This is a genomic window from Pseudomonas sp. DR48 (assembly GCF_019823085.1).
In the GTDB taxonomy this organism is placed as follows: Bacteria; Pseudomonadota; Gammaproteobacteria; order Pseudomonadales; family Pseudomonadaceae; genus Aquipseudomonas.
In genome coordinates this window covers 296,951-322,917 of sequence record NZ_CP081946.1, presented here as the reverse complement: position 1 = coordinate 322,917, position 25,967 = coordinate 296,951, and the positions used below count along the sequence as shown (strand labels likewise).

Sequence of the window (25,967 nt, the reverse complement as noted above, 5' to 3'; positions counted from 1 at the left end):
TTTTACAGGTTCACTTGGGCCGCATCATCGCAAGGCACGATGACATTTTTGTGACACAAAAATAGCCGCAAACGATTGCTTTGCCGGTGGTCGGATTAAGCTCAAGAACCGCTTTGGTACGCCGATCACAACGCATGTGGCCGTGGCCACCAGCCAATGTTGCAGACAGGGATGTCCGAATGCCTTTCACGCTTTGTTCGGCGTGTTCCACCCCTGTCGTGAGTATCACTCGATGCTGCAAAAATCCCTGAGAGCACAAATTCTCGCCTTGTTGAGCGGTAGCCTGTTGGCGATGTTGTTGATCGCTCTGGCCTGCTTTCATTTCCTGTCCAGCGGTGTCCAGAGCTACGCGAATCTGATTGACGGGCCGCTGCACACCTCGCAATTGATCGATGAGGCCAACCTGCAATTCAAGGTGCAGGTCCAGGAATGGAAAAACGTCCTGCTGCGCGGCAAGCAACCGGCGGATCTGGACAAATACTGGAAGCAATTCGAAGACCGCCAGCGTGATGTGCAGGGCATCCTTGGCGAGCTGGCCGGGCAGAAGGGGATCGACTCGCAACTCAAGACCCGCATCGAACGCCTGCGTGACGAACACCGTTCGTTGGGCGCGGCCTACCAGAAGGGCCGCGATGCGTACGTGGCCGCGGGTGCCGATCCAACGGCGGGTGACACGGCGGTCAAAGGGGTGGACCGCGCAACCAGCGATCAGATGAGCGAACTGGTCAGTGAATTGCGCAAGCAGGGCACCGAGCAATCGAAGCTGATCAGTGCCGGCGCCGATCGCACGGTGCTGCTGGGAACCATCGTGATGCTCGCCTCGGGCTTGCTGATTGGCCTGTTGAGCCTGTGGCTGGTTAACCGCAACCTGGTTGAACCGATTCGCAAGCTGATCGAATACGTCGCGCAACTCAGCCAGGGCAAATTCGCCGATCGTGTGGCCAGCACCCGTCAGGATGAGCTGGGCAAGTTGGCGACAGCCGCCAACACCCTGCGTGATTTCCTCGCCGACACCTTCAGCCGCTTGCAGCGCAGCACCAAGGACCTGGACAGCGCCAGCGGTGAACTGAACTCCATCGCCAGCCTCATGGCCAGCGGCACCAACGATCAGTTCAACCGCACCGATCAGGTGGCCACGGCGATGAACGAAATGTCCGCCACCGCCCAGGAAGTCGCGCGTCATGCCGCCGATGCGGCACGTGCTGCCGACGATGCCGACCAGTCCGCCCAGCAAGGCGAAAAAGTCATGCAGGGCACCATTCACACCATTACCCGGATGCGTGGCGAAATCGCCAATACCGCCACGGTCATTCGCCAACTGGAAACCGACAGCGGGCGGATCGGCAAGGTGCTGGAAGTGATTCGCGGCATCGCCGAGCAAACCAACCTGCTGGCGCTCAACGCGGCGATCGAAGCGGCACGTGCCGGTGAAGCCGGGCGTGGTTTTGCGGTGGTTGCCGATGAAGTACGCAGCCTGGCCCAGCGCACGGCAGCATCGATCATCGAGATCAACCAGATTATTCAAACCGTACAAACCGGCGCAGTCGATGCGGCCCAGGCCATTGAAAGCGGGCAGTCGCGCAGTGAAGAAAGCGTCGAGCAAGTGACCCAGGCCGGCGCCATGCTGGAGCGGATCACCCATGCCGTGGAAGCCATTCGCGACATGAACCGCCAGATCGCCACCGCCGCCGAAGAGCAAACCTCGGTGGCCGAAGACATCTCACGCAACCTCACCGAAATCACCAGCATCGCCAGCACCAACCTGGACAGCGTGCGGCGCACCGAAGCGGCCAGCCACAATCTGCACGGCTTGTCGGGGCAGTTGAATGAAGTGACATCGCGACTGAGCGCCTGATGGCAATGGCTGTGTACCGGTTTGCTTACCGAGTCGGTACACAGTCGATCTCAAGTCCGCTGAACGGATGTCGATGACCGGATTACCCTGAACCCTTAAAGGATCAATCCCATGGTCAGCATCAGCTCCGTCTCGATCAATCAAACCCTCTCCACGCCCACCAGCAAAACCACGATCAGTGACAAGACTGACGACACTTCCACCACGGCAACCGGCACCGCGTCTGCCGACAGCACCAAGGTGGCTGCCGGTGGCGCGCCCGCGTCAGGTGGCAGCAGCTCCAGTAGCAGCAGCGAAGAATCCGATTCGGTGAAAGCCCTGCGCAAGCAGATTGCCGAGTTGCAAAAGCAATTGCAGGAGGAACAGCAACGACTGCAAGCCGCCCAGGCCAAGCAGGAAAGTGCTGATGCCAAAGCGGCTGACGTAGCGGCGGCGCAGTCGCAGATTGCGACCACCTCGGGTTCATTGCAGACGGCGACGGCGGCGTTGTTGCAGGCGTTGCAGCAATCCAGTTCCAGCACATCGGGTTCGTTGGTCAGCACGACGGCTTGATGCTCGAAGGCTGAACGTCATCCCCTTCATCAGGAGCTGAATGCAAAAAAGCCGCACGATCCGAAGATCGCGCGGCTTTGTTTTGTGTGCATCAGACGTCTTGTTTGTTGCTCAGGACTTTGCCGGTGGCGGCGTCGAAGTCCACGTCGAATTCTTTGCCGTCAGCGGTTTTCAGTTCCACTTCGTATTCGTAGCCATTGAAGTGGTTATCCAGATCGGTGTCGGTGATGGTCGCACCCGGGTGCAGTTTCAACGCGGCCTGGTTCATGTCTTCCAGTGGCTTGATCTTGCCGCTCTTGACCAGTTCAGGGATCTGGTCGACGCGGACATCTGCATGGGCCAGGCCAGCGGTGAATGTCAGGGCGGCGGCAGTGAACAGGGCAGTCAGGGTTTTCATGAAGTTCTTTCCTTGGGTGATCCGTTTAAGTGGATCATGTTAACCAAGGCAACTTAATTCACCCTTAATTCCTCCGGCATCGCCGCCGAGCCGATGCCCACAGGACCACATGGACCCTGTGGGAGCGTGGCTTGCCCGCGATGGGCACACCTCGGTCCTGGATCAGTAGCCGTTGTTCTGCAACAACTGCGCAACAGTCCCCGCCGCCGGACGCTTGTAGAACTTCAGCAGTTCACTGGCGCGGTTGGTGAAGATGCCATCGACACCGGCGTCCATGACTTTCTGATAATCAACGGCATCGTCGATGGTGTAGGCGTGCACCAACAGACCCTGATCGTGGGTGTACTGGTTCATCCACGGTTGCACCAGGTCGGAGTAGCTCTGATCACCACCCTTGGTCAGCGCGGCTGACGGGCCGGTGCCGATTGCGCCCTGGGCCTTGGCGTAGTCGATCCATTGCTGGAATTCGGCTTTGTCCTTCGGTTGTTGCTTGGCGTAGTAGGTCGCCTTGTCCTTGTCGCCGGACTCGGCAAACGTCACCTTGGATTTGGGCTCGATGCTGCCTTCGCCGACCCACAGCAACAGGATCTTGGGCACTTGTGGCATTTCTTTTTGCAGCAGTTCCAGGCTGCTCTTCTCGAAGGTTTGCAGCACGACTTTGCCTTTGCCCTGGCCAACCCCCAACTCGCTTTTGGCCAGTTTCGAGCCCGCCGGACTCAACCAGCCGCGGTCCTGGAGTTTTTCCTTGAGGTCATGCTCGATGCCGGGGAATTGCTTGGGTTCCTTGGTCTCGATGTACAGACCAGGCTTGTGCAGCGGATTGCCCCGGGCGATGTCGATGATTTCGTCGAGGGTCAGAATCTTCAGGCCGACGAAGGCGGGGCGGGCACGATCCGGGTAGGCGGTGTTGAACCAGCTGCCGGCATCCAGGGTTTTCAGTTCGGCGATGGTGAACGCATTGGCCGGGCTGTCCTTGCGCTCCGGGAATTTGCTCGCAACATCGGTGGTGCGTTGCAGGTTGTTGTCGTGCAGGGCAAACAGCACGCCGTCCTTGCTGCGTTGCAGGTCCATTTCCAGGTAGTCGGCACCCAGGTCGCGGGCCAGTTTGTAGGAAGCGGCTGTGGATTCCGGTGCATCGAACGATGCGCCGCGGTGGGCAATGACAGCCGGGTGAGGGATGCCCAGACGGGTCGCCAGCGCAGTCGGGCCTGGCTCGCTGGCAGCCTGTGCCTGGCCGAGGCCGAGCAGCATGCTCAGCAGCAGGGCACTTTTCGTGAAGGTAACAGGCATGGTCGAATTCCTTTCGCGATGTATTTTCAAAGACGTACCTTTTAACAACTGAGCGCCGCTTACGCTATCGCCAGACCGACATAAACGTGTTTAAAGCAGATTTTTCCAGCGCTTTTGTGCGGTTCTTTGCAGTACCCTTGGCGTCGGCAGTTTCCCCGGCAGAGGGAAATCCGAGTGCTTTCCTTGCGTGTAAACCATCGATCACCGGTCGTTAACGACCTTTTTGTGAGGTTTATATGCGCATCACTTCCGAACTCATCTGTCAGGCCGCCGACCAACTCAAAGGCTTCGTCGGCCTCAATCGCAAGACCGGCCAATACATTGTGCGTTTCAGCGAAGACTCTTTCGGGATGGACGTCGCCGATGACGGCATCATTCCTGTCAGCGAGTTTGTCTGGGCACCGGGACCGGAGCAGACCATGACCCTCAAGCGTGAGCTGATTCAGCTGTTGTTGGACCAGAACATCGATGACCGGATCAACATCACCGAGCCGTTGCGGGTGTACATGAGTCGGCAGGAAGTGCCGGAGATTGCGGCGATTCGGAGTCTGGTGCGGGGCTGAGTTTTGTAGTGTCTTTGCTGGCCCCATCGCCAGCAGGCTAGCTCCCACATTGGTGTTGTGTACGACACATCTCCCTTGTGGGAGCATTTTTGTGGTGCTTTTGAGGGCCCCATCGCAGGCAAGCCAGCTCCCACACTGGTTTTGTGAACGGCACATAACCCTGTGGGAGCTAGCCTGCTAGCGATGGCGGCCTAAAAATCACCGCCCACATTTACTGCTTGAACGCATACGCCCGCTCAACCTTGCACACCCGCGTATGACACGCCGAATACCACGTCGAGCGCCCACGCTCGCGAATCTCGCTGTGCTCGGGATGATGCTTCCACGCCAGAATCGCCGCTTCACTGGCCCAATAGGAAACAGTAATCCCCAACCCATCCTCGCTCCGAGCCGATTCCACACCCAGAAACCCCGGTTGCTCTCGGGCCAATTCCAGCATGCGCTCAGCAGCCTCGGCGTAACCTTGATCACCCTCGGTGCGCAGCGAGGTAAAAATCACCGCGTAATAAGGTGTTGCCGGTGTCGGAGCGATCATGATTTCTGTCTCGAGCAGGCTTCGATCAGCGCGCGCACCAGCGGCGGTGGCGTGCCGTTGAGCGCTGCGCGTTCAGGCTGGAACAGCGTGGCGACGAAAAACGGATGCCCCTGGAGTTCCACCGCCCGCAAGTCGCCGGCTGAATCGTGGCCAACGGCGCGCAGCTGTTGGGTCAATAACTCACGCTCGAACTGCGGATTAACTCCGTACCGGCAGTGATATCCCTCGATGATGTCAGCGCTTTCGTACGCCTTGGCGATCAACGAGCCTTCAACCAGATGAATGCTGTCCACGGCTTCAACCAGTGAACAGGTCAATGGCGTGAGCAACGCGCGCGCTGCATCGGGATGGGTTTCGCCGTGTTCGGCGTCTTTCCAGCCCAACACGTTTCGGGCGAACTCAAGCACCGCATGTTGAAACCCGCCACAGGTGCCGAGGAACGGGCGCTGCCGTTCACGGGCAAAACGGATCGCGCGCAACGCGCCATCCATGTCGCGATAAGGGCTGCCAGGCACGCACCAGAAACCGTCGAAGTGTTGTAAAGGGGTGTCGGCGTTGATGTGATCGGTGGCCAGCCACTGAAATTGCACATCCAGATTCAGCTGTTCGGCCGTCATGCCTAGTGCCACGGGAATGGCTTGATGGGCGGTGATCTGTGGGTCGTAATCACCGATCAGGGCGATGCGAATTGCGCTGGTTTCCATGAGTGATCCCCGGGGTTGTTGATTCCTGATGCCCACTATAGATTGGCGTTCACGCAATCAATATTGGCGTTATCCCAAGTGATCAATGCACCTGCGCACTATCGACTGGACTATCCCGACCTGGCGCTGATCCTCGCCCTGGTGCGCGGTGGCTCTCTGGCAAGGGCTTCCGCGCTGTTGAAGGTCGACGTGTCGACGGTGTTTCGCGCCGTTCGCCGACTGGAAGCTGCGTTGGGCCAGCAACTGTTCGAAAAAAGCCGCGCCGGGTACCTGCCGACCACGTTGGCGCAATCCCTGGCCGAGCAAGCGGAACGCGCCGAACAAGCGTTGGACGCGGCGCGCATAGGCGTGGAGCAGGGCGGTGAAGTCATCAGCGGCACCGTGCGCCTGACCTGCACCGATTCGGTTCTGCAAGGTTTGCTGTTGCCGGCACTGGCGCAGTTCATGCCTTCCTACCCGGCGCTGACCCTCGAATTGAGCACCTCCAACGACTTTGCCAATCTGAGCCGGCGCGATGCCGACATTGCCTTGCGCCTGACTCGCACACCGCCGGAGCATCTGGTCGGTCGACGTCTGGCGGATATTTCCTACCGGGTTTGCGCCAGCGCGGCGTATCTGAAATCGGTCGATGCGCACGACCTGGCGTCGCTGACCTGGATCGCGCCGGATGACTTTCTGCCCGACCATCCCACCGTGGCGTGACGGCGTCAGCAGTTCCCCGGCGTGACGCCCGGTTATCGCTGCAACAGCATGCTGTCGGTCACCGAACTGGTGCGCGCCGGACTGGGCGTCGCGGCGTTACCGGATTTTTTGATCGGCGACCAACTGCAACCACTGACCGGCCCTTTGCACGGATACGACACCGCGCTCTGGTTGCTGACCCGTCCGGATTGCCGAGCGTTGCGCTCGGTGGTGACGTTGTTTGATGAATTGGGACGGGCGCTTCGATTGCCTTGACCGATTGTTAAGTCTTCGACTGATCGTGGTTCAACACGTGTTGATGCACTTCCGAGGTCAGGCTTTCGATGCGTTCAGTCAGGCTCTTGGTCATTTCCGTCAACCGGGTGTTTTGTTCGAGCAATTCCATGAGTTGTGCGGTGTTCTTCGCCGCTTGTGCCTGGCGTTCGCTATTGGCCACCGCGAGGGATTCCCGGTGCAAGGCGTCGGCGTCTGACTGGGCCTTGTCCCGCGCTGCCTGACGGGTCTGGGCCAGCAAAATCAGGGGGGCGGCATACGCTGCTTGCAGGCTGAACGCCAGGTTGAGCAGGATGAATGGATAGACGTCGAAGTGGGTCACGCCAAAAACGTTAAGGCATATCCAGAGCGCGACGATCAACGTCTGGGCGCCCAGAAAGGTCGGCGTACCGAAGAACCGCGCAAACGCCTCGGCGCGCAAGGCAAACTTGTCAGTGCCGAACGTAGGTTCCAGGTGCGCGTGAGGGCGGTGAAAGCGCAGGTGATCGACGGGAGCCGCGGCAGTGGTGTCTTTAGGCTTGGTGGTCATGATGCTCTCTGCGTGATGCTGGGAAATAGCGTCACTATAGCCCTCACGCAAGTTTCATTCTGAAACACATTTCAGTGTTGAATTTCAGAGTGACCGGTGGGGATGGGCTAGGCAGAACGTGTCATTTTTTGCACCCGGATTCAGCACTGGTAGCAGGCCAGGAACATGTCCAGCGCCGACTCCACCACGGTGTTCTGCATCTCCTCCGCCAGTGGAGGCAGTCCCATGGAAATCTGCGGCCAGAACGCAAAGGACTTGAGCATTCCCTGGATCTGTTGCGCGGCAAATTGTGGGTCGACCTGTTTCAGGCGACCGTCGGCCTGAGCGGCGCGAATCCACACCGTCAGTCCTTCTTCACGCTCGCCCATTCGCTCGACCATGTTCTGCGCGCGCTCGGGGGAATGGATGGTGGCAGCAATCGCGACCCGCGCCAGGTCGAGAAAATTGTCATCGCCCAGCATCTGCAACTTTGCCTTCAACATCAGGCGCATTTGCTCGCGCAGTGGCTGATCGTGGCGGTAGGCGGTTTCCTGCTCGTCCGTCACCCGCGCCCACAATTGATTGAGGATTTCGGCGAACAACTCTTCCTTGCTCGGAAAGTGGTTGTACACCGTGCGCTTCGACACGCCGGCGGTGGCCGCGATCTTGTCCATGCTGGTGATGTCGAAACCGTTGGCACGGAATTCGGCAATCGCCGCCTGAATGATGGCTTCGCGTTTACGGTCGGTGAGTCGCTGTGGAGCTGTCATAAGTACGCTTCGGCAGGAGGCAATGGAGAATTACACTTGGTAGTTTACTTGTGAACGGGTTTGATGCAACCTTGAAACTACACTGTGCAGTGTAATGTTTTGTTAATCCTGCACCGTCAAGAATAGAGTCTCCGGCTGATGCGTGCGTGCCTTGGCCATTTATTGTCCCACCGTGGAAAACCGCCATTTGCGGTTTTTCTGGAGTCACTCAGTCATGGCCACTTCAATGTCCTCAACGGAAAATGCTGCCCCCACACCTGAAGCGTCCCGTCAGGTAGAAGGGCTCTTTCGCAACCATTCACCCGTGCAGCGTGAAGGCTTTCGCAAGATGTTGCGCATCATGTGGAACATGGTCTTCCACAAACCGAGCGACACCCGTCCGACGGCGCCTGTTCCGGTGCAAGCCTTGACCCAAGCTGCGTTGATTGCAGCTCCCAACCACAGCGTTTACCGACTCGGTCATTCCACCGTGCTGCTGAAATTGCGAGACAAGTTCTGGATCACCGACCCGGTCTTCGCCGAGCGCGCCTCGCCGGTGCAGTGGGCCGGCCCGAAGCGTTTCCACCAGCCGCCAATCAGCCTGGAACAATTGCCACCGATTGAAGCGGTGATCCTGTCCCACGATCACTACGACCACCTCGACTATGAAGCGGTGCTCAAACTGGCGGACAAGGCCAACTACTTCCTGACCCCGCTGGGTGTGGGCGACACGTTGATCAAGTGGGGCATCGACGCCAGCAAAGTGCGCCAACTGGATTGGTGGCAGGACACCGAAGTCGAGGGCATGCAGTTCATCGCCACGCCGTCGCAACACTTTTCCGGGCGGGGCCTGTTCGATGGCAACAGCACGCTCTGGGCTTCTTGGGTGATGATCGACGGCGACACGCGGATCTTCTTCAGCGGCGACAGCGGTTATTTCGATGGCTTCAAACGCATCGGCGAACAGCACGGCCCGTTCGACCTGACCCTCATGGAAACCGGCGCCTACAACGTCGAGTGGCCTCACGTGCACATGCAGCCCGAGCAAACCCTGCAAGCGCACATCGACCTCAAGGGCCGTTGGTTACTGCCGATTCACAACGGCACCTTCGACCTGTCGATGCACGCCTGGTATGAACCCTTCGACCGGATACTGGCGTTGGCCTGGGAGCGCAATGTGTCGATCACCACCCCGCAAATGGGCGAGGCGTTCAACGTCATGTACCCGCAGCGGGGGAGCGCCTGGTGGTCAGGAGTGGCAGAAGAAAGTGAGCAGATCACCGCTCAGAACGCTTGATCCTCTGCCGCCGGGCCGCGCACTTTGGCGCGGCCCGTGATCTTCGCCACCGTCAGATCGCTAACGTGCCCGTCGAGAATTTCATCCAGCTCCGACGACAACAGCCCAAGCCTTTTCGCCGCTTCAGCCTTATCCAGCTGACCGGTATCGAGGAGCATCCCGACCTTCATCAGGCATTCGGCCTTGGCCCTCATCTCGCCCCCATCGGCATCCCCCGAAGACGCCTGAGCGCGTCGGTTGTATTCATCGAATCCATTCATCAGCTGACACCTCACTCGACCATCGCATAGTCCGCCCGACCCACCGGATCAGGCGTCGACCCTCGCACATTCATCCCTCGACCCGGCGCAAAACCGGGGAAGAACACCAGACCTTCCGATTCAAACCGATACGCCAACGCCAGCCGCGTGACATCCAGCACATCGCGCTCGGCCTCAAATCGTTGAATGGCGTCCACGGAGACACCGGATTCCTGCGAAAGCTCTTCCACACTCCAACCCAGCATCGCTCGGGCCTGGGCACAGTGGGCCGGGGTGAATTGGAAAAGGGCGATACGTTCCAGGGTGATTTTCATCGCAAGAGAGGCCATGGTGTTCTCCGGGCTCGAGAGTGCTAATCCAAAAAGTACTGTGATTTTGTACAGTTGTTTTGCGCCCGGATCAAACTCAATTTTTGATTTTTGCTATTTCGTGGCGTTCATCCAGACGGACGGTAGGGATGCCGTCACGCTCGATTTCTCGGTTGGTTCTGGATGGATTTTTGGCAACAATAAGGGCCTGACCGTCTGAGAGTTTTCAAAGGAGGCTGCCATGCCGATCCTCGAAAGTGACTGGAAGAAATTCAAGGAGCTGCGCGAAATTGCACTCGATCGTTTCTGTCAGGGCGTCCTGAATGACGCAAAAACAATTGCCGAGCACGGTTCACTTTCGGCTCATGCCAGGTATCGAATGCTCTATCGCCTGATGCGAGATCGTGACAAAGACATAGTCAGGACGTTTGACGATAACAGCCAGTCCCGTTCCAGTGCGCTCCGTGGCTTGTGGTTGATGGTCATGCATGACTTGCTGACCGAAGCAGAATTATCGGTTCTCAGTGAAGCTGCGCTGGACTGCATCTCGGATGTCGTTCGTCAGCCCTATGAACTCGAGTGGGTTGAAGAGACTGCGCGAAGCGACTGATACCAGTAAAAACGAATCAAGGACCAAGGATGTTGATCTTCAATTGCACCGAAGCGGCCAGCAAATTTTTTAGTCGTGTCCACAAGGGCAAAACAATCACGCCTGTGCAGAAACCGCCGTCGCCCGTTATCGAGGACGATGAGCCAGTCGAATACGCCGAACAATGGCTGGTCCATGCCATCAGCGTCCAACGCAAACACGTGCTGTTCGTCATCCATGTGCAAACCCGTTATTGCATGATTTTCGCCGACGCGAAAAAAGCCGATATCGAAGGGTTTATTCATCGTTTTGCCGAGCGTTGGATACACGGCCTGATGCGTCATGCGGGGCAACACGATCTCCTGCGCTGGATCGATGACGAGCCGATGATGGAGCGTTTCCTGGTGAGTTGCAGCGAGTATGTGTTTTACAAGCGCGGCCATCGCGGTGCGCAACAACACATCAATGAAATCGCCTGGATATTTGAGGCGCGCGCGGCTGACTGGGGTACTTTGCCGTCGGACGAGTTCTCAGCGGCGCGCGTCGATGGTGATATGAACGACACACCAAGAGGTAGCAAAGGGCACAAGGACTATTACTTCCCTGATGAGGAAATGATCGTTCATTGGTTGCGCCGTTATGGCGGCTTGGATGAGCCCGCTGTTGAGGCAGCCCGCGAGCGGCGCATGGAGGTGAAACGGGAGATACGGGCGTTCGAAAGGCAGCTTGCACTCGAAGCGCAATGAGTCGTCGTGATAACACCGTAGCCCGGTCTTTTACCCATCGAGCCCCGGCGCTTCCCGAATAATGAAGTGATCCAGGTTCTCAATATTCGCACTGAACACCCCGAACGTCTGCTCGGGGTTTTTCTTGCTTGGCACCTGCTTCAACTCCGGCGTCACACCATAAAAGAAGCAATACAACTCAGCCTCACTGTCGATGGCATGCTTGATCTCTTCCAGAAACGCTTTGCGCTTGCGGTAGTTCTCGATCAACTTCTTGCTCAAGTAAACGTTCACCGAATAAGGCTTCTTCTTCGCCTCGTCCGCCTGCTTGAACCAGACCTTCTGCTCGAAATCGATACGAAAGCTCTGGGTGTAATCCTTGATCTCCTTGATCTTGCCCCAGTAAATCAGCCCCTTGTTGTCCGTCAGGTATTCGATCTTCTTGAAGAACGACCCATAAGGCGCCGTGTGCTCGCCAATCTTCAGCGGCATGCGCTTGAGCAGCTCCTTGTCCCCGAAGTTCGAAACAAAACACTCCACTGGATGCGCGAAGACACTGGTCTTGTCCGGCGCTGATTCACGACTCGGTTGCTCCGTGTGACTGTCCACCGAAGCGGCTTGCGGGGCATCGCGCACCACATCCGCAGTCACCGCCGGGTTCGACGGCTTACGCACATACTGACGCCGAGTCAGCAACAACTCCGACGGGAAATGCTCCTCGCGACTGTCATCCGTTTCCGCACCGTCCGCGTCCACACCCGACGCCGGCGCCTTGAGACTGGCATAAGGACAACCCGCCATATGCCGCGTGCTGGGCGTGTTCTTGAAGTGCGGGGTGCGAACGTAATTCACGTTCTTGGCGTTGAACGTGGTCAGCACATTTGCTGCATCGAAAGCCAAGCGGCATGCGTCATTGGGACATTGGAAGTGTTCCTTGGCGGAATCGAACTCCATCGTCTCGTCGAAATTCAAATCGCGCACGTCATAGATCGACAGCTTGTCGTCGAGGCTGAGGCAGTAGGCGAGGTCGAATTTCATGACGGGCTCGGGTCCTTGAGTGGGGAAGGGTATTAATAGCGGGAGGCGGGCTGCAGCGCACTTATTCTTTTGAAATTCTGCTTGCCATGTCCCCATAATCTCGTTTGCCGCTACTCATGCTAATAATCGGAAAGGACCCACGCTTATGTCTGACGGTAATCACATCAATATCGGTTCCATGGGCGATGCAAATCACATCAATATTGCCCAGCATCATTCGTTGCAGCCAACCGCCATTCAGTTCGATATTGACACGAGCAGCGTCGAGCGGCTGAGTCGCAAAAACGTGAATAAGGGGGCTGTGGGTTTTTTTCTGTCTCTGCCGTTACTGGCTCTCTCCTTCATGTCGATAGTGGCTGACGCTTTCGGCATTCTTTCGTATTTCAATATCGGATCGAGAGTCCCTGCTTACGTGATCATGGTTATTGCGATGCTCGGTCTACTATTTTTTAATCAAAAACGAAAAATTGCCACGACCACCATCCCGCCAAATCAGGCGAAATTTATCGATGGTCGTTGGGTCGAGCGAGATGAAAATGGCGACTATCTCCTCTACCGCAAGGCTGCCCCGTGTAATTACAAAGACTGTCGTGGAACCGTACATATTCAAACTCCACCGCCTCGCGAACTCCATAATCACGACTTAATTGGCGTTTGCGACATCGGTGGTAAACAGCATACCTATCGCGTCGATTTCAATGGCATTGGCGAGCGGCAGCACTTTGATTGGAGGCCCGCCGAGCAGAACAAACCTTGAATGCATGGATATTCACGTTGATGGAGTGAACATCGGTGCAGTGGTTCAAGCCATCACTCGATAATTAGGCGTTTTACCTTTCTGTAAAGCGACAATTTGAAGTCATGCTTGTCGCTTGATAGGTGGCAGCGTCGGTGACAGTTCGGGCATAGCGCGACTGCGTTAGTAATGCTGTCGGACCCTTTCTGCGCCAAATGCTTCACATGGTGCACTTCAAGAAATGGCAAACCATCGACTTCGAATGGGGCGTTCTGACCGCAGCCTTCGCAGACACCTTTCGCCAATTCAGCCACCCATGCCCGAATCTTAGGATCTCGGGCATAAGACATGGTGGTGACGCTGACTTGTTGCGGGTTCGCGTTACCTTTAGGCTCAACTTTGAGCCCTTTTTTTTGCAGGTTCGCAGCTCGACTGATCAACGTAAGGTGATGAGCAGTTGGAGCTGACTCGCCCGCGCCAGGCACTACTTTTTTATCTAAGATGTTGCGAATTCGTTGGCCAATACCCATGCCGAAGTTCTTGGCAGGCATGTAGCCTTCAATCCGCGGGAAGTCCATTTGCTCCAACACTGCAGAGATGTTCTGCATGCGGTACTCAATCGACGATGCACTGCGTTTGCTCAATGGCCCGTCACGCAAGAGTTGGTTTTCGACCGATTTCTTGAACGTCAGACCATTTTGTTCACTGCTCATCATCTTTAGATAAGCATCGATTGAAGCCTCAAGCTCCTGATCACTCCAGCCACTTCTTTCTTTTGAGGTATCCATACAGTCGCCGAGGGTTGAAAACCCTCGGACGATACTGAGTGGCCATTACGGCTGTCTACGAAAATTCCTACAGAAAAGACCGACGCTTCTTTCAGTCGATCCTACAAAGGCTAATTCACCGAATACTTTGAAAACTGAAACGGCTCCAAAACCTTTCGCCACCAAGGCTTAACCACTGGCACCCGCCGCCGCGTGCGATTAAGCAACAGAAAAGGCATGTCCCGCAGCCGAATCCAGCCTTCATCTTGCCAATGCAACAGGCTCAACGACATCTCCGGCCAATCCAACAAGCTCAACATCGGTCTATCCGTATTTTTCGTCTGCCCCGCATCACGCAATGCTGGGACCACCTGATGAGTCAACCACTCACGTAACAACCGATTCTCCGGCGCGTAGTGATACACCAACAACGCATACGCACCGGATTCACTGAGCATTAACCGCTTTTCTGGTTGGCCGTTGTAGTCAATCAACAACGTATGCCGCTGATCTTCGTCGAGTTTGCTGACCACCCGATCACCCAGATGAAAACCCATCAGTCGACCCAAATCGCGGGCGCAGAACCATGGCTGGTTTTCCAGGAGCAGGGCATGAAGGACTAGATTGTGGCGGGAGAAGGCCATTACGGAGAAGGGATCAGACATGGCTGATCACCAGAATTTCGAGAGTACGGGGTTGATCAAGTTTAGGCATATCCATTACCTCTACGTTTAGATTTTGGGGGGCCTGAACCCAACGTAGAGTGGACTTAAGAAATCCCAACGAACACAGCCAGCACGCATCTTAACGACACGAATCACCTAAAGGTGATTGCGCATCTGAGCGATTGGCCAAGCTTTCTACGTTGGGCGTTTCTTAGGCACCTGCAATGGAGCTTAGTGGTGCTTTGAGTGGACATCAATGCGGAAGCAGCTGTAAGTGCTGTAGGAGTTCTGACGCAGTAGCGTAGGGGTGAAAGGTAGGAATTCATTCCCCAATAAAAAAGCCCCGATCAGATCGGGGCTTTTAATTTTTCGACTTGTCGATTCAGGCAGCAATCGTCAAATCGTGGCGAGCGAGACTATTAGTCCCAGCTAAGCGCACCACCAGTTTGGTATTCGATCACGCGAGTCTCAAAGAAATTCTTCTCTTTCTTCAAGTCCATAATCTCGCTCATCCAAGGGAACGGATTCGTAGTCCCCGGATACTCTTCCTTCAACCCAATCTGAGACAAGCGACGGTTAGCGATGAACTTCAGGTAGTCCTCCATCATCGCCGCGTTCATGCCCAATACGCCGCGAGGCATGGTGTCACGTGCGTATTCGATCTCCAGCTGAGTGCCCTGCAGAATCATCTGCGAAGCCTCTTCCTTCATCTCAGCATCCCACAAGTGCGGGTTTTCGATTTTGATCTGGTTGATCACGTCGATGCCGAAGTTCAGGTGCATGGATTCGTCGCGCAGGATGTACTGGAACTGCTCGGCGACGCCGGTCATTTTGTTGCGGCGGCCCATGGAGAGGATCTGGGTGAAGCCGCAGTAGAAGAAGATGCCTTCCAGAACGCAGTAGTAGGCGATCAGGTTGCGCAGCAGCTCTTTGTCGGTTTCGACGGTGCCGGTTTCGAACTTCGGATCGGAGATCGAACGGGTGTATTTGAGGCCCCAGGTGGCTTTTTTCGCGACCGATGGGATCTCGTGGTACATGTTGAAGATCTCGCCTTCATCCATGGCCAACGATTCGATGCAGTACTGGTAGGCGTGGGTGTGGATCGCTTCCTCGAAAGCCTGGCGCAGGATGTACTGGCGGCATTCCGGGTTGGTGATCAGGCGGTACACGGCCAGGACCAGGTTGTTGGCAACCAGGGAGTCAGCGGTGGAGAAGAAGCCGAGGTTGCGCATGACGATGCGGCGCTCGTCGTCGGTCAGGCCTTCCGGATCTTTCCAGAGGGCGATGTCGGCGGTCATGTTGACTTCTTGCGGCATCCAGTGGTTTGCGCAACCGTCCAGATACTTCTGCCAGGCCCAGTCGTACTTGAATGGTACGAGTTGGTTGAGGTCGGCGCGGCAGTTGATCATGCGCTTTTCGTCGACGGCGACGCGGGCGGAGGCGCCTTCGAGTTCGGCGAGGCCTTCGGCGATGTCGAGGTTGTCCAGGGCAGCTTTTGCACGGGCGATAGCGGCAGAGTCGGTCGCGGTTACGGCGCGAGCTTCTTGAGCGGCGACACCACCAGCGGTGTCGAGTCGGTCCATGTTGGCTTCAGTCGCGTGGCCGGCGTTGGCGCCTTTTACCACGGTCTCGCCGCTGTCTTCTTTGTCGAATTCGTCCCAGCTCAGCATGACGTGTCGTCTCCTGCGTGAGGGCCAGATGCCCGTGTGAAAACTGAATGGTTGGTTTTTCACACGACCTTACTGGCCGCGTTGGATAGCGTTTTTTGCAGCGGTACACGCAGGCAAATAAACATAATTTTGTACGGGGTTCCGAGAGCCTCTGAGGGGCGCAGAAATCGGTGAGGACTTCGGCGTGGGCTTCAGACTGGCTGTTATCCCTGTAAGGGAATATTGCAGGCCCGTTTAAGGCGGCATTATAGGGAAATTTTTGCGGCCGTGGTGGGGCGAATCCGCGCATGGGGCGGTCGAGAAGGCGGGTTTTTCGGTCGGAGCGAGGGTTTACAGGGCTTTGGCTGGATATCGCGGGTGAAGATTTTTTTTCATAAATTTTGGCGAGCAAATTTTTTGTTCAAAAAATAGCCAAAAAAACCGGTTTTTCACTACATGTTGTGTTTTGAATCGGTTTTCGGTGGCTCCAGACACAACTAAGCCCGACCGAAGTCGGGCTGTAAGTCACGCTCGGTGATCAGCTGAAGCGAGCGGCACCAACGCGGTCAGCACCATCGGCAGCAACCTTGGCGGCGCCAGTGTGATCAGAACCATCGGCAGCGACTTTGGCGGCGCCAGTGTGATCAAAACCGTCAGCGGCGAGTTTGCCTGCACCGATGTGGTCGGCGCCATCAGCGGCGAAGGAGGCCGAGCCGGTGTGGTCGTAGCCGTCAGCAGCGACAGCCGATTCAGTGGTGAAAGCCGCCGAGCCGGTGCGGTCGTAACCGTCAGCAGCGAAGGTGTTGGCAGCCAGGACAGACAGGGTCAGGGCGAGGATCAGTTTGGTTTTCATGGTAGTGGCTCCAGGTTCGTGGGCGTTTTATGCCTTGGGTGTGGAATTCATACTACGCCGACAAATTTGATTAAAAAGCGCTAATAAATGCTTAAAACAATCGTAAAAATCGATCTATACGGTTCGGCGCTTCATCTGCCTGAAACAGCGGGCGGATGGGTCGAACCGTTTAGGGGAGTGCCGGGTGATTAGCCGTTAGAGCAGCCGTTACCCATGATGCTGTAGCGAAGAATATGGCGTTGACCGTTGGAGTCGTCGTATTCCATTTTCATTGGAACGACGCCACACACATCCGGTACTTCACTCATGGAGATAACTTTGGCGATGTCCAGGTGAGTGGAGTAAGTGTATTCCTCGATGGCCGGTTTTTGCTGCGCAACATCAGTCGGAGCCTCGTCTGCCATGGCGGTTACGCACAGACTGCTGAGGGCCAGAACTAATAAAGCTTTCATTTCTTTTTTACCTTTTAGAGGTCGAGTGGGGTCACGCAACCTTTTTGGGGTTGCGTGTGGAACTTGATCACTGGTTGGTTGATTAACTGCCTTCGTGGGGGCTGCAACTTGGTTAATCAGGGTTTGCCTTGTTGGCGAGGCTGATTTTAGGCGTGGGGTCTGCATTCATATAGGTGGGCTTTTGATAAACACCTTTGACAGATTTCGTAACAATCACCGATTAACGTCGTAGAAGGCGGTTTGTTGGCTAAATAACGACGTGGTTTTTCACGCGGGCCGCGTCATCGTTTTTCGCGGACAAGTCACGTTCCCAGTGGGCTGGCGGTGTGTTTGGGACGTGCGTTCCAGGCATGTCCCGGGCTTATCACGATATTTTGTAGGGGCTTGTTACTACCATCGTCGAATGGTTCTATAGGCCCGGCCCGGCTACAACAGGGTCATACAAAAACAACTATTCCACCGAGGTAAGAAAGATGAGTGCGGCTTCCCTGTATCCCGTTCGTCCCGAGGTTCTGGCCAACACGCTGACTGACGAGGCGACCTACAAGGCGATGTACCAGCAGTCTGTCGTCAACCCGGACGGCTTCTGGCGCGAACAAGCCAAGCGCCTCGACTGGATCAAGCCTTTCACCACGGTGAAGCAGACGTCCTTCGACGATCACCATGTCGACATCAAATGGTTCGCCGACGGCACCCTGAACGTTTCCTACAACTGCCTCGACCGCCATCTGGCCGAACGCGGCGATCAAATCGCGATCATCTGGGAGGGCGATGACCCTGCCGAGAGCCGCAACATCACCTACCGCGAGCTGCACGAACAAGTCTGCAAGTTCGCCAACGCCCTGCGCGGCCAGGATGTGCACCGCGGCGACGTGGTGACTATCTATATGCCGATGATCCCCGAAGCCGTGGTCGCCATGCTGGCGTGCACCCGGATCGGCGCGATTCACTCGGTGGTCTTCGGTGGCTTCTCGCCGGAAGCCCTGGCGGGCCGCATCATAGACTGCAAATCCAAGGTAGTGATCACGGCTGACGAAGGCATTCGTGCCGGCAAGAGGATCCCGCTCAAGTCCAACGTCGACGACGCCCTGACCAACCCGGAAACCAGCAGCATTCAAAAAGTCATCGTGTGCAAGCGCACCGGTGGCGACATCAAGTGGAACCAGCATCGTGACATCTGGTTTGAAGACCTGATGAAAGTGGCGGGCGCGGTTTGCGCGCCGAAAGAAATGGGCGCTGAAGAAGCGCTGTTCATCCTTTACACCTCCGGTTCGACCGGCAAGCCAAAAGGTGTCCAGCACACCACTGGCGGTTATCTGCTGTACGCGGCGATGACCCACGAGCGCGTGTTCGACTACCGTCCAGGCGAGATTTATTGGTGCACCGCCGACGTCGGCTGGGTCACCGGCCACACTTATATTGTCTATGGCCCGCTGGCCAACGGCGCGACCACGGTGCTGTTCGAAGGCGTGCCAAACTACCCGGACATCACGCGGGTAGCGAAGATCGTCGACAAGCACAAGGTCAACATCCTCTACACCGCACCGACCGCGATTCGCGCGATGATGGCGTCGGGTACTGCCGCTGTTGAAGGTGCCGATGGCAGCAGCCTGCGTCTGTTGGGTTCGGTCGGTGAGCCGATCAACCCGGAAGCGTGGGATTGGTACTACAAAAACGTCGGCCAGTCCCGTTGCCCGATCGTTGATACCTGGTGGCAGACCGAAACCGGCGGCAACATGATGAGCCCGCTGCCGGGTGCTCACGCGCTCAAGCCGGGTTCTGCGGCACGTCCGTTCTTCGGCGTGGTGCCAGCCTTGGTGGATAACCTGGGCAACATCATCGAAGGCGCTGCCGAGGGCAATCTGGTGATTCTCGATTCGTGGCCAGGCCAGGCGCGCACGCTGTACGGCGACCACGATCGTTTCGTCGACACCTACTTCAAGACTTTCCGTGGCATGTACTTCACCGGTGACGGCGCCCGTCGCGACGAAGACGGTTACTACTGGATCACCGGTCGCGTGGATGACGTGCTCAACGTCTCCGGCCACCGCATGGGCACCGCCGAAATCGAAAGCGCGATGGTTGCTCACCCGAAAGTCGCCGAGGCTGCCGTCGTCGGTGTGCCGCACGACATCAAGGGGCAGGGCATCTATGTCTACGTCACGCTGATCAGTGGCGAAGAGCCGAGCGAGCAGTTGCGTCTGGAGCTGAAAAACTGGGTGCGTAAGGAGATCGGTCCGATTGCATCCCCGGATGTTATCCAGTGGGCGCCAGGTTTGCCGAAAACCCGCTCGGGCAAAATCATGCGCCGCATCCTGCGCAAGATTGCGACGGCCGAATACGATGGGTTGGGAGATATCTCCACCCTGGCGGATCCGGGTGTGGTGCAGCATTTGATCGAGACGCACAAGACCATGAATGTTGCGTAAGTAACAATTCTTGAGTCATCGAAGCCCCGCCAGGCATTGCGCCTGGCGGGGCTTTTTCATACTGATCGTACCGATACCGATCGTTCCCACGCTCCGCGTGGGAATGCCGCCCGGGACGCTCTGCGTCCCTTACTGCGTGTGACGCAGAGCGTCACTGGATGCATTCCCACGCGGAGCGTGGGAACGATCAGTGTTGATTTTCAACCAATATTTATCGGCTCACCTGTCAGCCCATTCCTACTGTTACCCGCCACCCTTCAAGTAACTGAATGTGTAACCGCTTGAACCGATACGGGGCATTGAGAAACGCATCTCCCCATTCCCGGGCCTCTGCAGCCACCTAGAAAAATAAGACACAACGCTGCGCTTGCCGGATTAGAAGGGTTTGCCAATAATAGGCCCGCAATTTGCAGCATAGATCGGTTCACTGTCTTTTGCTCTTGCATGAATTTGCAAGGCTGTCAACGCGCCCAAGCGGCTTTCTCGGTGCTTCTGTAATTAGTTGTCGCATTGAAGAAATATCGGCTTCGGGCCTGTCGTTAGAATGCCGATCACTCGCTCGTTGTCGCCCGCGTTGAAAATAACGCGCGATTCCTACAACGCAGCATCGCTTTTCCGGTTCCACTCATTCGCATATTGGGCTGTCGCTCACTCTGCCGTTTTAGCCCTTTACCGATGGAGTCCCAAGATGAAGAAACTCGTGCTGCTTGGCGCCCTGGCACTGTCCGTGCTGTCTCTGCCAACCTTCGCCGATGAAAAGCCTCTGAAAATTGGCATCGAAGCGGCTTACCCTCCGTTCGCCTCCAAAGCGCCGGACGGCAGCATCGTTGGTTTCGACTACGACATCGGCAACGCCCTGTGCGAACAGATGCAGGTCAAGTGCGTGTGGGTCGAGCAAGAGTTCGACGGTCTGATTCCGGCGCTTAAAGTGCGCAAAATCGACGCGATCCTGTCGTCCATGTCGATCACTGAAGACCGCAAGAAATCCGTGGACTTCACCAACAAGTACTACAACACCCCGGCTCGCCTGGTCATGAAGGCCGGTACTCCGGTCAGCGACAGCCTGGCTGAGCTCAAGGGCAAGAACATCGGCGTGCAACGTGGTTCGATCCACGAGCGTTTCGCTCGCGAAGTCCTGGCCCCGTTGGGTGCCGAGATCAAGCCTTACGGTTCGCAGAACGAAATCTACCTCGACGTGGCTGCTGGCCGTCTCGACGGCACCGTGGCAGACGCTACGCTGCTGGATGACGGTTTCCTGAAAACCGACGCCGGCAAAGGTTTCGCTTTCGTTGGCCCTGCCTTCACCGACGTCAAATACTTCGGCGACGGCGTGGGTATCGCGGTTCGCAAGGGCGACGCGTTGAAAGACAAGATCAACACGGCGATCGCTGCCATTCGCGAGAACGGCAAGTACAAGCAAATCCAGGACAAATACTTCGCCTTCGATATCTACGGCAAGTAAGACGTCCAAGCGACAAGTCCGAAATGGCGCAAGCAACAGGATCTCTGAGGTTTGCGCCATTTTTTCATCCCAACATTCGAGGACCTGAATCATGTTGAAAGGCTACGGGGCTGTCATCCTCGATGGCGCATGGCTGACGCTTCAGCTCGCCTTGTCGTCCATGGCCCTGGCCATCGTTCTGGGTCTGATCGGCGTTGCATTGCGTCTGTCACCGGTTCGCTGGCTGGCATGGCTGGGCGATCTGTACTCCACGGTGATCCGCGGTATTCCCGATCTGGTGCTGATCCTGCTGATTTTCTACGGCGGCCAGGATTTGCTTAACCGTGTCGCACCGATGCTTGGCTTTAACGACTACATCGACCTGAACCCGTTGGCCGCCGGTATCGGCACCCTGGGCTTCATCTTCGGTGCGTACCTGTCGGAAACCTTCCGTGGCGCCTTCATGGCGATCCCCAAAGGTCAGGCAGAAGCCGGCATGGCGTACGGCATGAGCAGTTTTCAGGTGTTCTTCCGGGTCTTGGTGCCACAGATGATTCGTCTGGCGATCCCGGGCTTCACCAACAACTGGCTGGTATTGACCAAGGCGACTGCGCTGATTTCGGTGGTCGGTCTGCAAGACATGATGTTCAAGGCCAAGCAGGCGGCAGATGCCACCCGCGAGCCTTTCACCTTCTTCCTCGCAGTGGCGGCGATGTACCTGGTGATCACCAGCGTCTCGTTGCTGGCATTGCGTCACCTTGAGAAGCGCTACTCGGTAGGCGTAAGGGCGGCTGATCTATGATCTTCGACTACAACGTCATTTGGGAGGCCTTGCCGCTGTACTTCGGCGGCCTGGTGACCACCCTCAAATTGCTCGCGCTGTCGCTGTTTTTCGGCCTGCTGTGCGCCTTGCCACTGGGCTTGATGCGCGTGTCCAAGCAGCCGGTCGTCAACATGACGGCCTGGCTCTACACCTACGTGATCCGCGGCACCCCGATGCTGGTGCAGTTGTTCCTGATCTACTACGGTCTGGCGCAATTCGAAGCGGTACGTGAAAGCTTCCTGTGGCCGTGGCTGTCCAGCGCAACGTTCTGTGCGTGCCTGGCGTTCGCGATCAACACCAGTGCCTACACCGCTGAAATCATCGCCGGCAGCCTGCGCGCTACGCCGAACGGTGAGATCGAAGCGGCCAAGGCGATGGGCATGTCGCGCTACAAAATGTACAAGCGCATCCTGCTGCCGTCGGCCCTGCGCCGGGCGCTGCCGCAGTACAGCAACGAAGTGATCATGATGCTGCAGACCACCAGTCTGGCGTCCATCGTGACCCTGATCGACATCACCGGTGCCGCGCGCACGGTCAACGCCCAGTTCTACTTGCCGTTCGAAGCCTACATCACCGCCGGTGTGTTCTACCTGTGCCTGACCTTCATTCTGGTCAAGCTGTTCAAACTGGCCGAGCGCCGCTGGCTGGGCTATCTGGCCCCGCGGAAGCACTGATATGGAACGCATCGATCATTCATTGCCGTGGAGCCACCTGGGTAGCGAACGCCAGATTTCGGTGTTCCGCTTCGGTACCGGCGAGCGTAAAGCCTATATTCAGGCCAGCCTGCACGCCGATGAGCTGCCGGGGATGCGCACGGCTTGGGAGCTGAAAAAGCGCCTGACCGAACTCGAAGCCCAAGGCTTGCTCAACGGTGTGATCGAACTGGTGCCAGTGGCCAACCCACTGGGCCTCGGTCAGCTGTTGCAAGGCAACCATCAAGGACGTTTCGAGGCGGGCAGCGGCAAGAACTTCAACCGCGATTTCGTCGAGCTGAGCGCGCCAGTGGCCGCTGCGCTGGACGGGCATCTGGGTGATGATCCGCACGCCAACATCCGCATGATTCGCCAGGCCATGAGCGATGCGCTCGACGCCTTGCCGCCGGCCGCGAGCCAGTTGCAAGGCATGCAGCGCATCTTGCTCAGCCACGCTTGCACCGCCGATGTGGTGCTGGATCTGCATTGCGATGCCGAAGCGGCGCTGCACATGTATGCCTTGCCGCAGCACTGGCCGCAATGGCGTTCCCTCGCCGCGCACCTGGACGTGAAAGTGGGGCTGCTGGCGGAAGATTCCGGTGGCAGTTCCTTCGATGAAGCCTGCTCGCTGCCGTGGTTGCGGCTGTCGCGTCAGTTTCCCGATGCGCAAATCCCGCTGGCTTGCCTGGCGACTACCATTGAATTGGGTGGTCAGGCCGACACCGGTCGCGCTGAAGCCTGTGCTTATGCCGAAGGCATTCTGGCGTTCCTTGCCGAGCAAGGGCTGATCAGCGGCGAATGGCCAAAACCTGCGCAGGAAGCGTGCGAAGGCCTGCCGTTCGAAGGCACCGAATTGCTGTTTGCACCGCACCCGGGTGTGGTGAGTTTCCTGCGTAAACCCGGTGAATGGATTGAAGCCGGCGACGAAATTTTCGAAGTGATCGATCCGTTAGCGGATCGGGTCAGCACGGTGTGTGCTGGTACGTCCGGGGTGCTGTTTGCCATTGAACGGCTGCGTTATGCCCAACCCGGTTTCTGGCTGGCCAAGGTGGCGGGGCGCGAAGCGCTGCGTCACGGGCGCTTGCTCAACGACTGACTGACTGTTTTTGTGAGAACCGACCGCATGTACAAACTTGAAGTCCAAGACCTGCATAAACGCTATGGCAGTCACGAAGTGCTCAAGGGCGTGTCCCTGAAAGCGGCGGCTGGCGATGTGATCAGCATCATCGGCTCCAGTGGCTCCGGCAAAAGTACCTTCCTGCGCTGCATCAACCTGCTGGAGCAGCCGCACGCGGGCAAGATTCTGCTCAACAACGAAGAGCTGAAACTGGTCGCCAACAAGGACGGCGCCCTGAAGGCCGCCGACCCGAAACAGCTGCAACGCATGCGTTCGCGCCTATCGATGGTGTTCCAGCATTTCAACCTGTGGTCGCACATGACCGCGTTGGAAAACATCATGGAAGCGCCGGTTCACGTGCTTGGCATGTCCAAGGCTGAAGCCCGTGAAAAGGCCGAGCACTACTTGAACAAAGTGGGCGTGGGCCACCGCAAGGATGCCTACCCGGGCCACATGTCCGGCGGCGAGCAGCAGCGCGTGGCGATTGCCCGTGCGCTGGCGATGGAACCTGAGGTGATGCTGTTCGACGAACCGACTTCCGCCCTCGACCCTGAACTGGTCGGCGATGTGTTGAAGGTAATGCAGGCCCTGGCGCAAGAAGGCCGGACCATGGTGGTGGTCACGCACGAAATGGGTTTTGCCCGTGAAGTGTCGAACCAGCTGGTGTTCCTGCACAAAGGTGTCGTTGAGGAAAGCGGCAACCCGCGTGAGGTACTGGTCAATCCACAGTCCGAACGCCTGCAACAATTCCTCTCGGGTAGCCTGAAGTAAACCGAACTCCCGTTGCGCACCGGGATAGTGCATGCTTCGCAACCTAAAGGCTGGCCCCTATCCCCTGTGGGAGCGGGCTTGCTCGCGAAAGCGGTGGTTCAGTCAACATCGTTGTTATCTGAACCACCGCTTTCGCGAGCAAGCCCGCTCCCACAATGGATCTGTGTTGGTTTCGAGATATGCGTTCATTTACGGGCTAGCATTGGCCCATGCCTTCATCACTGTTTCGTTTCGGATTGCCCGCCATGACTGCCCATCGAATTGGTTTCCTGATTTGGCCCAGCACTAAAGCACTGACGCTTGCGCTGGCTGAGGAGGCCTTGCGTGTTGCCCAGCGTGTGCATCCGGACGTTGTCTACGAACTGTCGTTTTTACAGGCCGAACCGCCGACCGAAGGCGCCTGGCAACTGCCGGGTGAGCCGTGGGCCGGCAAGCTCGAAAATTTTCAGAAACTGTTTTTACTCGCCGATGAGCCGCCGACCACACTCGCGCCGGCGCTCAGCAGTTCGTTGAAGCAGTTGGTGCGAGCCGGTTGTGTGATTGGTGGTTTGTCGGCCGGTGTCTACCCGTTGGCTCAACTGGGTTTGCTCGATGGCTACCGCGCCGCCGTGCATTGGCGCTGGCAAGACGATTTCGCCGAACGTTTCCCGAAAGTCATCGCCACCAGTCATCTGTTCGACTGGGATCGTGATCGCCTGACCGCGTGCGGTGGCTTGTCGGTTCTCGACTTGCTGCTGGCGGTGTTGGCCCGTGATCACGGCGCTGAACTGGCCGGTGCGGTCTCCGAAGAACTGGTGGTCGAGCGCATCCGCGAAGGCGGCGAGCGCCAACGTATTCCGCTGCAGAACCGTCTCGGTTCCAGCCATCCGAAGCTCACGCAAGCCGTGTTGCTGATGGAAGCCAACATCGAAGAACCGCTGACCACCGACGAAATCGCCCAGCACGTGTGCGTATCCCGTCGGCAGTTGGAGCGGATCTTCAAGCAATACCTCAACCGCGTGCCGAGCCAGTACTACCTGGAACTGCGCCTGAACAAGGCCCGGCAGATGTTGATGCAAACCAGCAAGTCGATCATCCAGATCGGCCTGTCGTGTGGCTTCTCGTCAGGGCCGCATTTCTCCAGCGCCTACCGCAACTTCTTCGGCGCCACGCCGCGGGAAGATCGCAACCAGCGGCGTAGCAGCAGCCCGTTCGAGTTGTCGTCGGTGCCGTCGGAACGAGGCTGAC

The 25,967-nt window shown here is 57.3% G+C and carries 28 protein-coding genes and 1 pseudogene; 15 read left to right on the top strand and 14 right to left on the bottom strand.

The window, feature by feature from the left end:
- The first annotated feature begins 232 nt into the window (after positions 1-232).
- Positions 233-1,855, top strand: a complete 1,623-nt coding sequence (locus K5K95_RS01500; RefSeq protein WP_222588103.1) for a methyl-accepting chemotaxis protein — start codon at positions 233-235, stop codon at positions 1,853-1,855.
- Between the two features lie 111 nt (positions 1,856-1,966).
- Positions 1,967-2,407, top strand: coding sequence for a hypothetical protein (locus K5K95_RS01495; protein WP_222588102.1), 441 nt, complete (start codon positions 1,967-1,969; stop codon positions 2,405-2,407).
- Between the two features lie 91 nt (positions 2,408-2,498).
- Here the strand turns inward: K5K95_RS01495 and K5K95_RS01490 are convergent, their stop codons facing one another.
- Both K5K95_RS01490 and K5K95_RS01485 read right to left on the bottom strand, forming a co-directional pair.
- On the bottom strand, positions 2,499-2,804 hold the full coding sequence (locus tag K5K95_RS01490; RefSeq protein WP_222588101.1) for a PepSY domain-containing protein: 306 nt from the start codon (positions 2,802-2,804) through the stop codon (positions 2,499-2,501).
- Between the two features lie 162 nt (positions 2,805-2,966).
- Positions 2,967-4,094 (bottom strand): glycerophosphodiester phosphodiesterase, encoded by a 1,128-nt coding sequence (locus tag K5K95_RS01485; RefSeq protein ID WP_222588100.1) that lies wholly within the window; start codon positions 4,092-4,094, stop codon positions 2,967-2,969.
- Between the two features lie 236 nt (positions 4,095-4,330).
- Here K5K95_RS01485 and K5K95_RS01480 point away from each other — a divergent pair, with 236 nt between their 5' ends.
- On the top strand, positions 4,331-4,657 hold the full coding sequence (locus K5K95_RS01480; RefSeq protein ID WP_222588099.1) for a DUF2025 family protein: 327 nt from the start codon (positions 4,331-4,333) through the stop codon (positions 4,655-4,657).
- A gap of 211 nt (positions 4,658-4,868) precedes the next feature.
- Here K5K95_RS01480 and K5K95_RS01475 read toward each other — a convergent pair whose 3' ends face one another.
- Complete coding sequence (locus K5K95_RS01475; protein WP_222588098.1) at positions 4,869-5,192, bottom strand: antibiotic biosynthesis monooxygenase family protein; 324 nt, start codon at positions 5,190-5,192, stop codon at positions 4,869-4,871.
- The gene (locus tag K5K95_RS01470) at positions 5,189-5,896 is read right to left on the bottom strand and encodes a CTP synthase (protein ID WP_222588097.1); all 708 of its coding nucleotides are present in this window, start codon (positions 5,894-5,896) and stop codon (positions 5,189-5,191) included. Before K5K95_RS01470 ends, K5K95_RS01475 begins: the two co-directional genes overlap by 4 nt.
- Positions 5,897-5,911: 15 nt before the next feature.
- Between K5K95_RS01470 and K5K95_RS01465 the strand changes: the two are divergent.
- A pseudogene (locus K5K95_RS01465) lies at positions 5,912-6,853 on the top strand (LysR family transcriptional regulator).
- Positions 6,854-6,860: 7 nt separating this feature from the next.
- On the opposite strand, the gene K5K95_RS01460 reads toward K5K95_RS01465, so the two are convergent.
- Positions 6,861-7,400: a DUF1003 domain-containing protein gene (locus K5K95_RS01460; protein WP_222588096.1), complete on the bottom strand. Its 540-nt coding sequence runs from the start codon at positions 7,398-7,400 to the stop codon at positions 6,861-6,863.
- A 140-nt stretch (positions 7,401-7,540) separates the two neighbouring features.
- Positions 7,541-8,149 carry a TetR/AcrR family transcriptional regulator gene (locus tag K5K95_RS01455; protein WP_222588095.1) on the bottom strand — a complete coding sequence of 203 codons (609 nt, stop codon included), beginning with the start codon at positions 8,147-8,149 and terminating at the stop codon, positions 7,541-7,543.
- A gap of 214 nt (positions 8,150-8,363) precedes the next feature.
- On the opposite strand from K5K95_RS01455, the gene K5K95_RS01450 reads away from it, so the two are divergent.
- Entirely contained in the window at positions 8,364-9,425 is a 1,062-nt protein-coding gene (locus K5K95_RS01450; RefSeq protein WP_222588094.1) for an MBL fold metallo-hydrolase, read from the top strand.
- On the opposite strand, the gene K5K95_RS01445 is transcribed toward K5K95_RS01450, so the two are convergent.
- Both K5K95_RS01445 and K5K95_RS01440 read right to left on the bottom strand, forming a co-directional pair.
- On the bottom strand, positions 9,413-9,685 hold the full coding sequence (locus K5K95_RS01445; protein WP_261398124.1) for a helix-turn-helix domain-containing protein: 273 nt from the start codon (positions 9,683-9,685) through the stop codon (positions 9,413-9,415). The genes K5K95_RS01450 and K5K95_RS01445 overlap by 13 nt on opposite strands.
- Before the next feature lie 11 nt (positions 9,686-9,696).
- Entirely contained in the window at positions 9,697-10,014 is a 318-nt protein-coding gene (locus K5K95_RS01440) for a helix-turn-helix domain-containing protein (protein WP_222588093.1), read from the bottom strand.
- A 220-nt stretch (positions 10,015-10,234) separates the two neighbouring features.
- Here K5K95_RS01440 and K5K95_RS01435 point away from each other — a divergent pair, with 220 nt between their 5' ends.
- Together K5K95_RS01435 and K5K95_RS01430 are read left to right on the top strand one after the other, a co-directional pair.
- On the top strand, positions 10,235-10,603 hold the full coding sequence (locus K5K95_RS01435; protein WP_222588092.1) for a hypothetical protein: 369 nt from the start codon (positions 10,235-10,237) through the stop codon (positions 10,601-10,603).
- 29 nt (positions 10,604-10,632) lie between these two features.
- Positions 10,633-11,328, top strand: a complete 696-nt coding sequence (locus K5K95_RS01430; protein WP_222588091.1) for a DUF6933 domain-containing protein — start codon at positions 10,633-10,635, stop codon at positions 11,326-11,328.
- Positions 11,329-11,358: 30 nt separating this feature from the next.
- Here K5K95_RS01430 and K5K95_RS01425 read toward each other — a convergent pair whose 3' ends face one another.
- Positions 11,359-12,345, bottom strand: coding sequence for a hypothetical protein (locus K5K95_RS01425; RefSeq protein WP_222588090.1), 987 nt, complete (start codon positions 12,343-12,345; stop codon positions 11,359-11,361).
- A gap of 145 nt (positions 12,346-12,490) precedes the next feature.
- Between K5K95_RS01425 and K5K95_RS01420 the strand changes: the two genes are divergently transcribed.
- Positions 12,491-13,102: a hypothetical protein gene (locus K5K95_RS01420; protein ID WP_222588089.1), complete on the top strand. Its 612-nt coding sequence runs from the start codon at positions 12,491-12,493 to the stop codon at positions 13,100-13,102.
- 53 nt (positions 13,103-13,155) lie between these two features.
- Here K5K95_RS01420 and K5K95_RS01415 read toward each other — a convergent pair whose 3' ends face one another.
- The 5 genes from K5K95_RS01415 to K5K95_RS01395 all read right to left on the bottom strand — a co-directional run bounded on the left by K5K95_RS01415 (position 13,156) and on the right by K5K95_RS01395 (position 17,467).
- Positions 13,156-13,869 carry an HNH endonuclease signature motif containing protein gene (locus K5K95_RS01415; RefSeq protein WP_222588088.1) on the bottom strand — a complete coding sequence of 238 codons (714 nt, stop codon included), beginning with the start codon at positions 13,867-13,869 and terminating at the stop codon, positions 13,156-13,158.
- Between the two features lie 110 nt (positions 13,870-13,979).
- The gene (locus tag K5K95_RS01410; protein WP_222588087.1) at positions 13,980-14,513 is read right to left on the bottom strand and encodes a Bro-N domain-containing protein; all 534 of its coding nucleotides are present in this window, start codon (positions 14,511-14,513) and stop codon (positions 13,980-13,982) included.
- A gap of 419 nt (positions 14,514-14,932) precedes the next feature.
- On the bottom strand, positions 14,933-16,183 hold the full coding sequence (locus K5K95_RS01405) for a ribonucleotide-diphosphate reductase subunit beta (protein ID WP_084322765.1): 1,251 nt from the start codon (positions 16,181-16,183) through the stop codon (positions 14,933-14,935).
- Positions 16,184-16,700: 517 nt separating this feature from the next.
- Complete coding sequence (locus K5K95_RS01400; protein ID WP_222588086.1) at positions 16,701-17,015, bottom strand: hypothetical protein; 315 nt, start codon at positions 17,013-17,015, stop codon at positions 16,701-16,703.
- A 188-nt stretch (positions 17,016-17,203) separates the two neighbouring features.
- A complete protein-coding gene (locus K5K95_RS01395; RefSeq protein ID WP_090187135.1) occupies positions 17,204-17,467 on the bottom strand; it encodes a DUF2790 domain-containing protein in 264 nt (87 codons plus the stop codon).
- Positions 17,468-17,940: 473 nt separating this feature from the next.
- Between K5K95_RS01395 and acs the strand changes: the two genes are divergently transcribed.
- From acs to K5K95_RS01360, 7 genes are all read left to right on the top strand, one after another.
- Entirely contained in the window at positions 17,941-19,896 is a 1,956-nt protein-coding gene (acs, locus tag K5K95_RS01390; RefSeq protein WP_222588085.1) for an acetate--CoA ligase, read from the top strand.
- A 688-nt stretch (positions 19,897-20,584) separates the two neighbouring features.
- Positions 20,585-21,358 (top strand): ABC transporter substrate-binding protein, encoded by a 774-nt coding sequence (locus K5K95_RS01385; RefSeq protein WP_090187130.1) that lies wholly within the window; start codon positions 20,585-20,587, stop codon positions 21,356-21,358.
- 91 nt (positions 21,359-21,449) lie between these two features.
- Entirely contained in the window at positions 21,450-22,139 is a 690-nt protein-coding gene (locus tag K5K95_RS01380; protein WP_090187128.1) for an ABC transporter permease, read from the top strand.
- Positions 22,136-22,834 (top strand): ABC transporter permease, encoded by a 699-nt coding sequence (locus tag K5K95_RS01375; RefSeq protein ID WP_222588084.1) that lies wholly within the window; start codon positions 22,136-22,138, stop codon positions 22,832-22,834. Before K5K95_RS01380 ends, K5K95_RS01375 begins: the two co-directional genes overlap by 4 nt.
- A 1-nt stretch (position 22,835) precedes the next feature.
- A complete protein-coding gene (locus K5K95_RS01370) occupies positions 22,836-23,948 on the top strand; it encodes a M14 family metallopeptidase (RefSeq protein WP_222588083.1) in 1,113 nt (370 codons plus the stop codon).
- 27 nt (positions 23,949-23,975) lie between these two features.
- Positions 23,976-24,740 carry an ABC transporter ATP-binding protein gene (locus tag K5K95_RS01365; RefSeq protein ID WP_007943885.1) on the top strand — a complete coding sequence of 255 codons (765 nt, stop codon included), beginning with the start codon at positions 23,976-23,978 and terminating at the stop codon, positions 24,738-24,740.
- 245 nt (positions 24,741-24,985) lie between these two features.
- Positions 24,986-25,966, top strand: coding sequence for a GlxA family transcriptional regulator (locus K5K95_RS01360; RefSeq protein ID WP_010457247.1), 981 nt, complete (start codon positions 24,986-24,988; stop codon positions 25,964-25,966).
- Position 25,967: the final 1 nt, after the last annotated feature.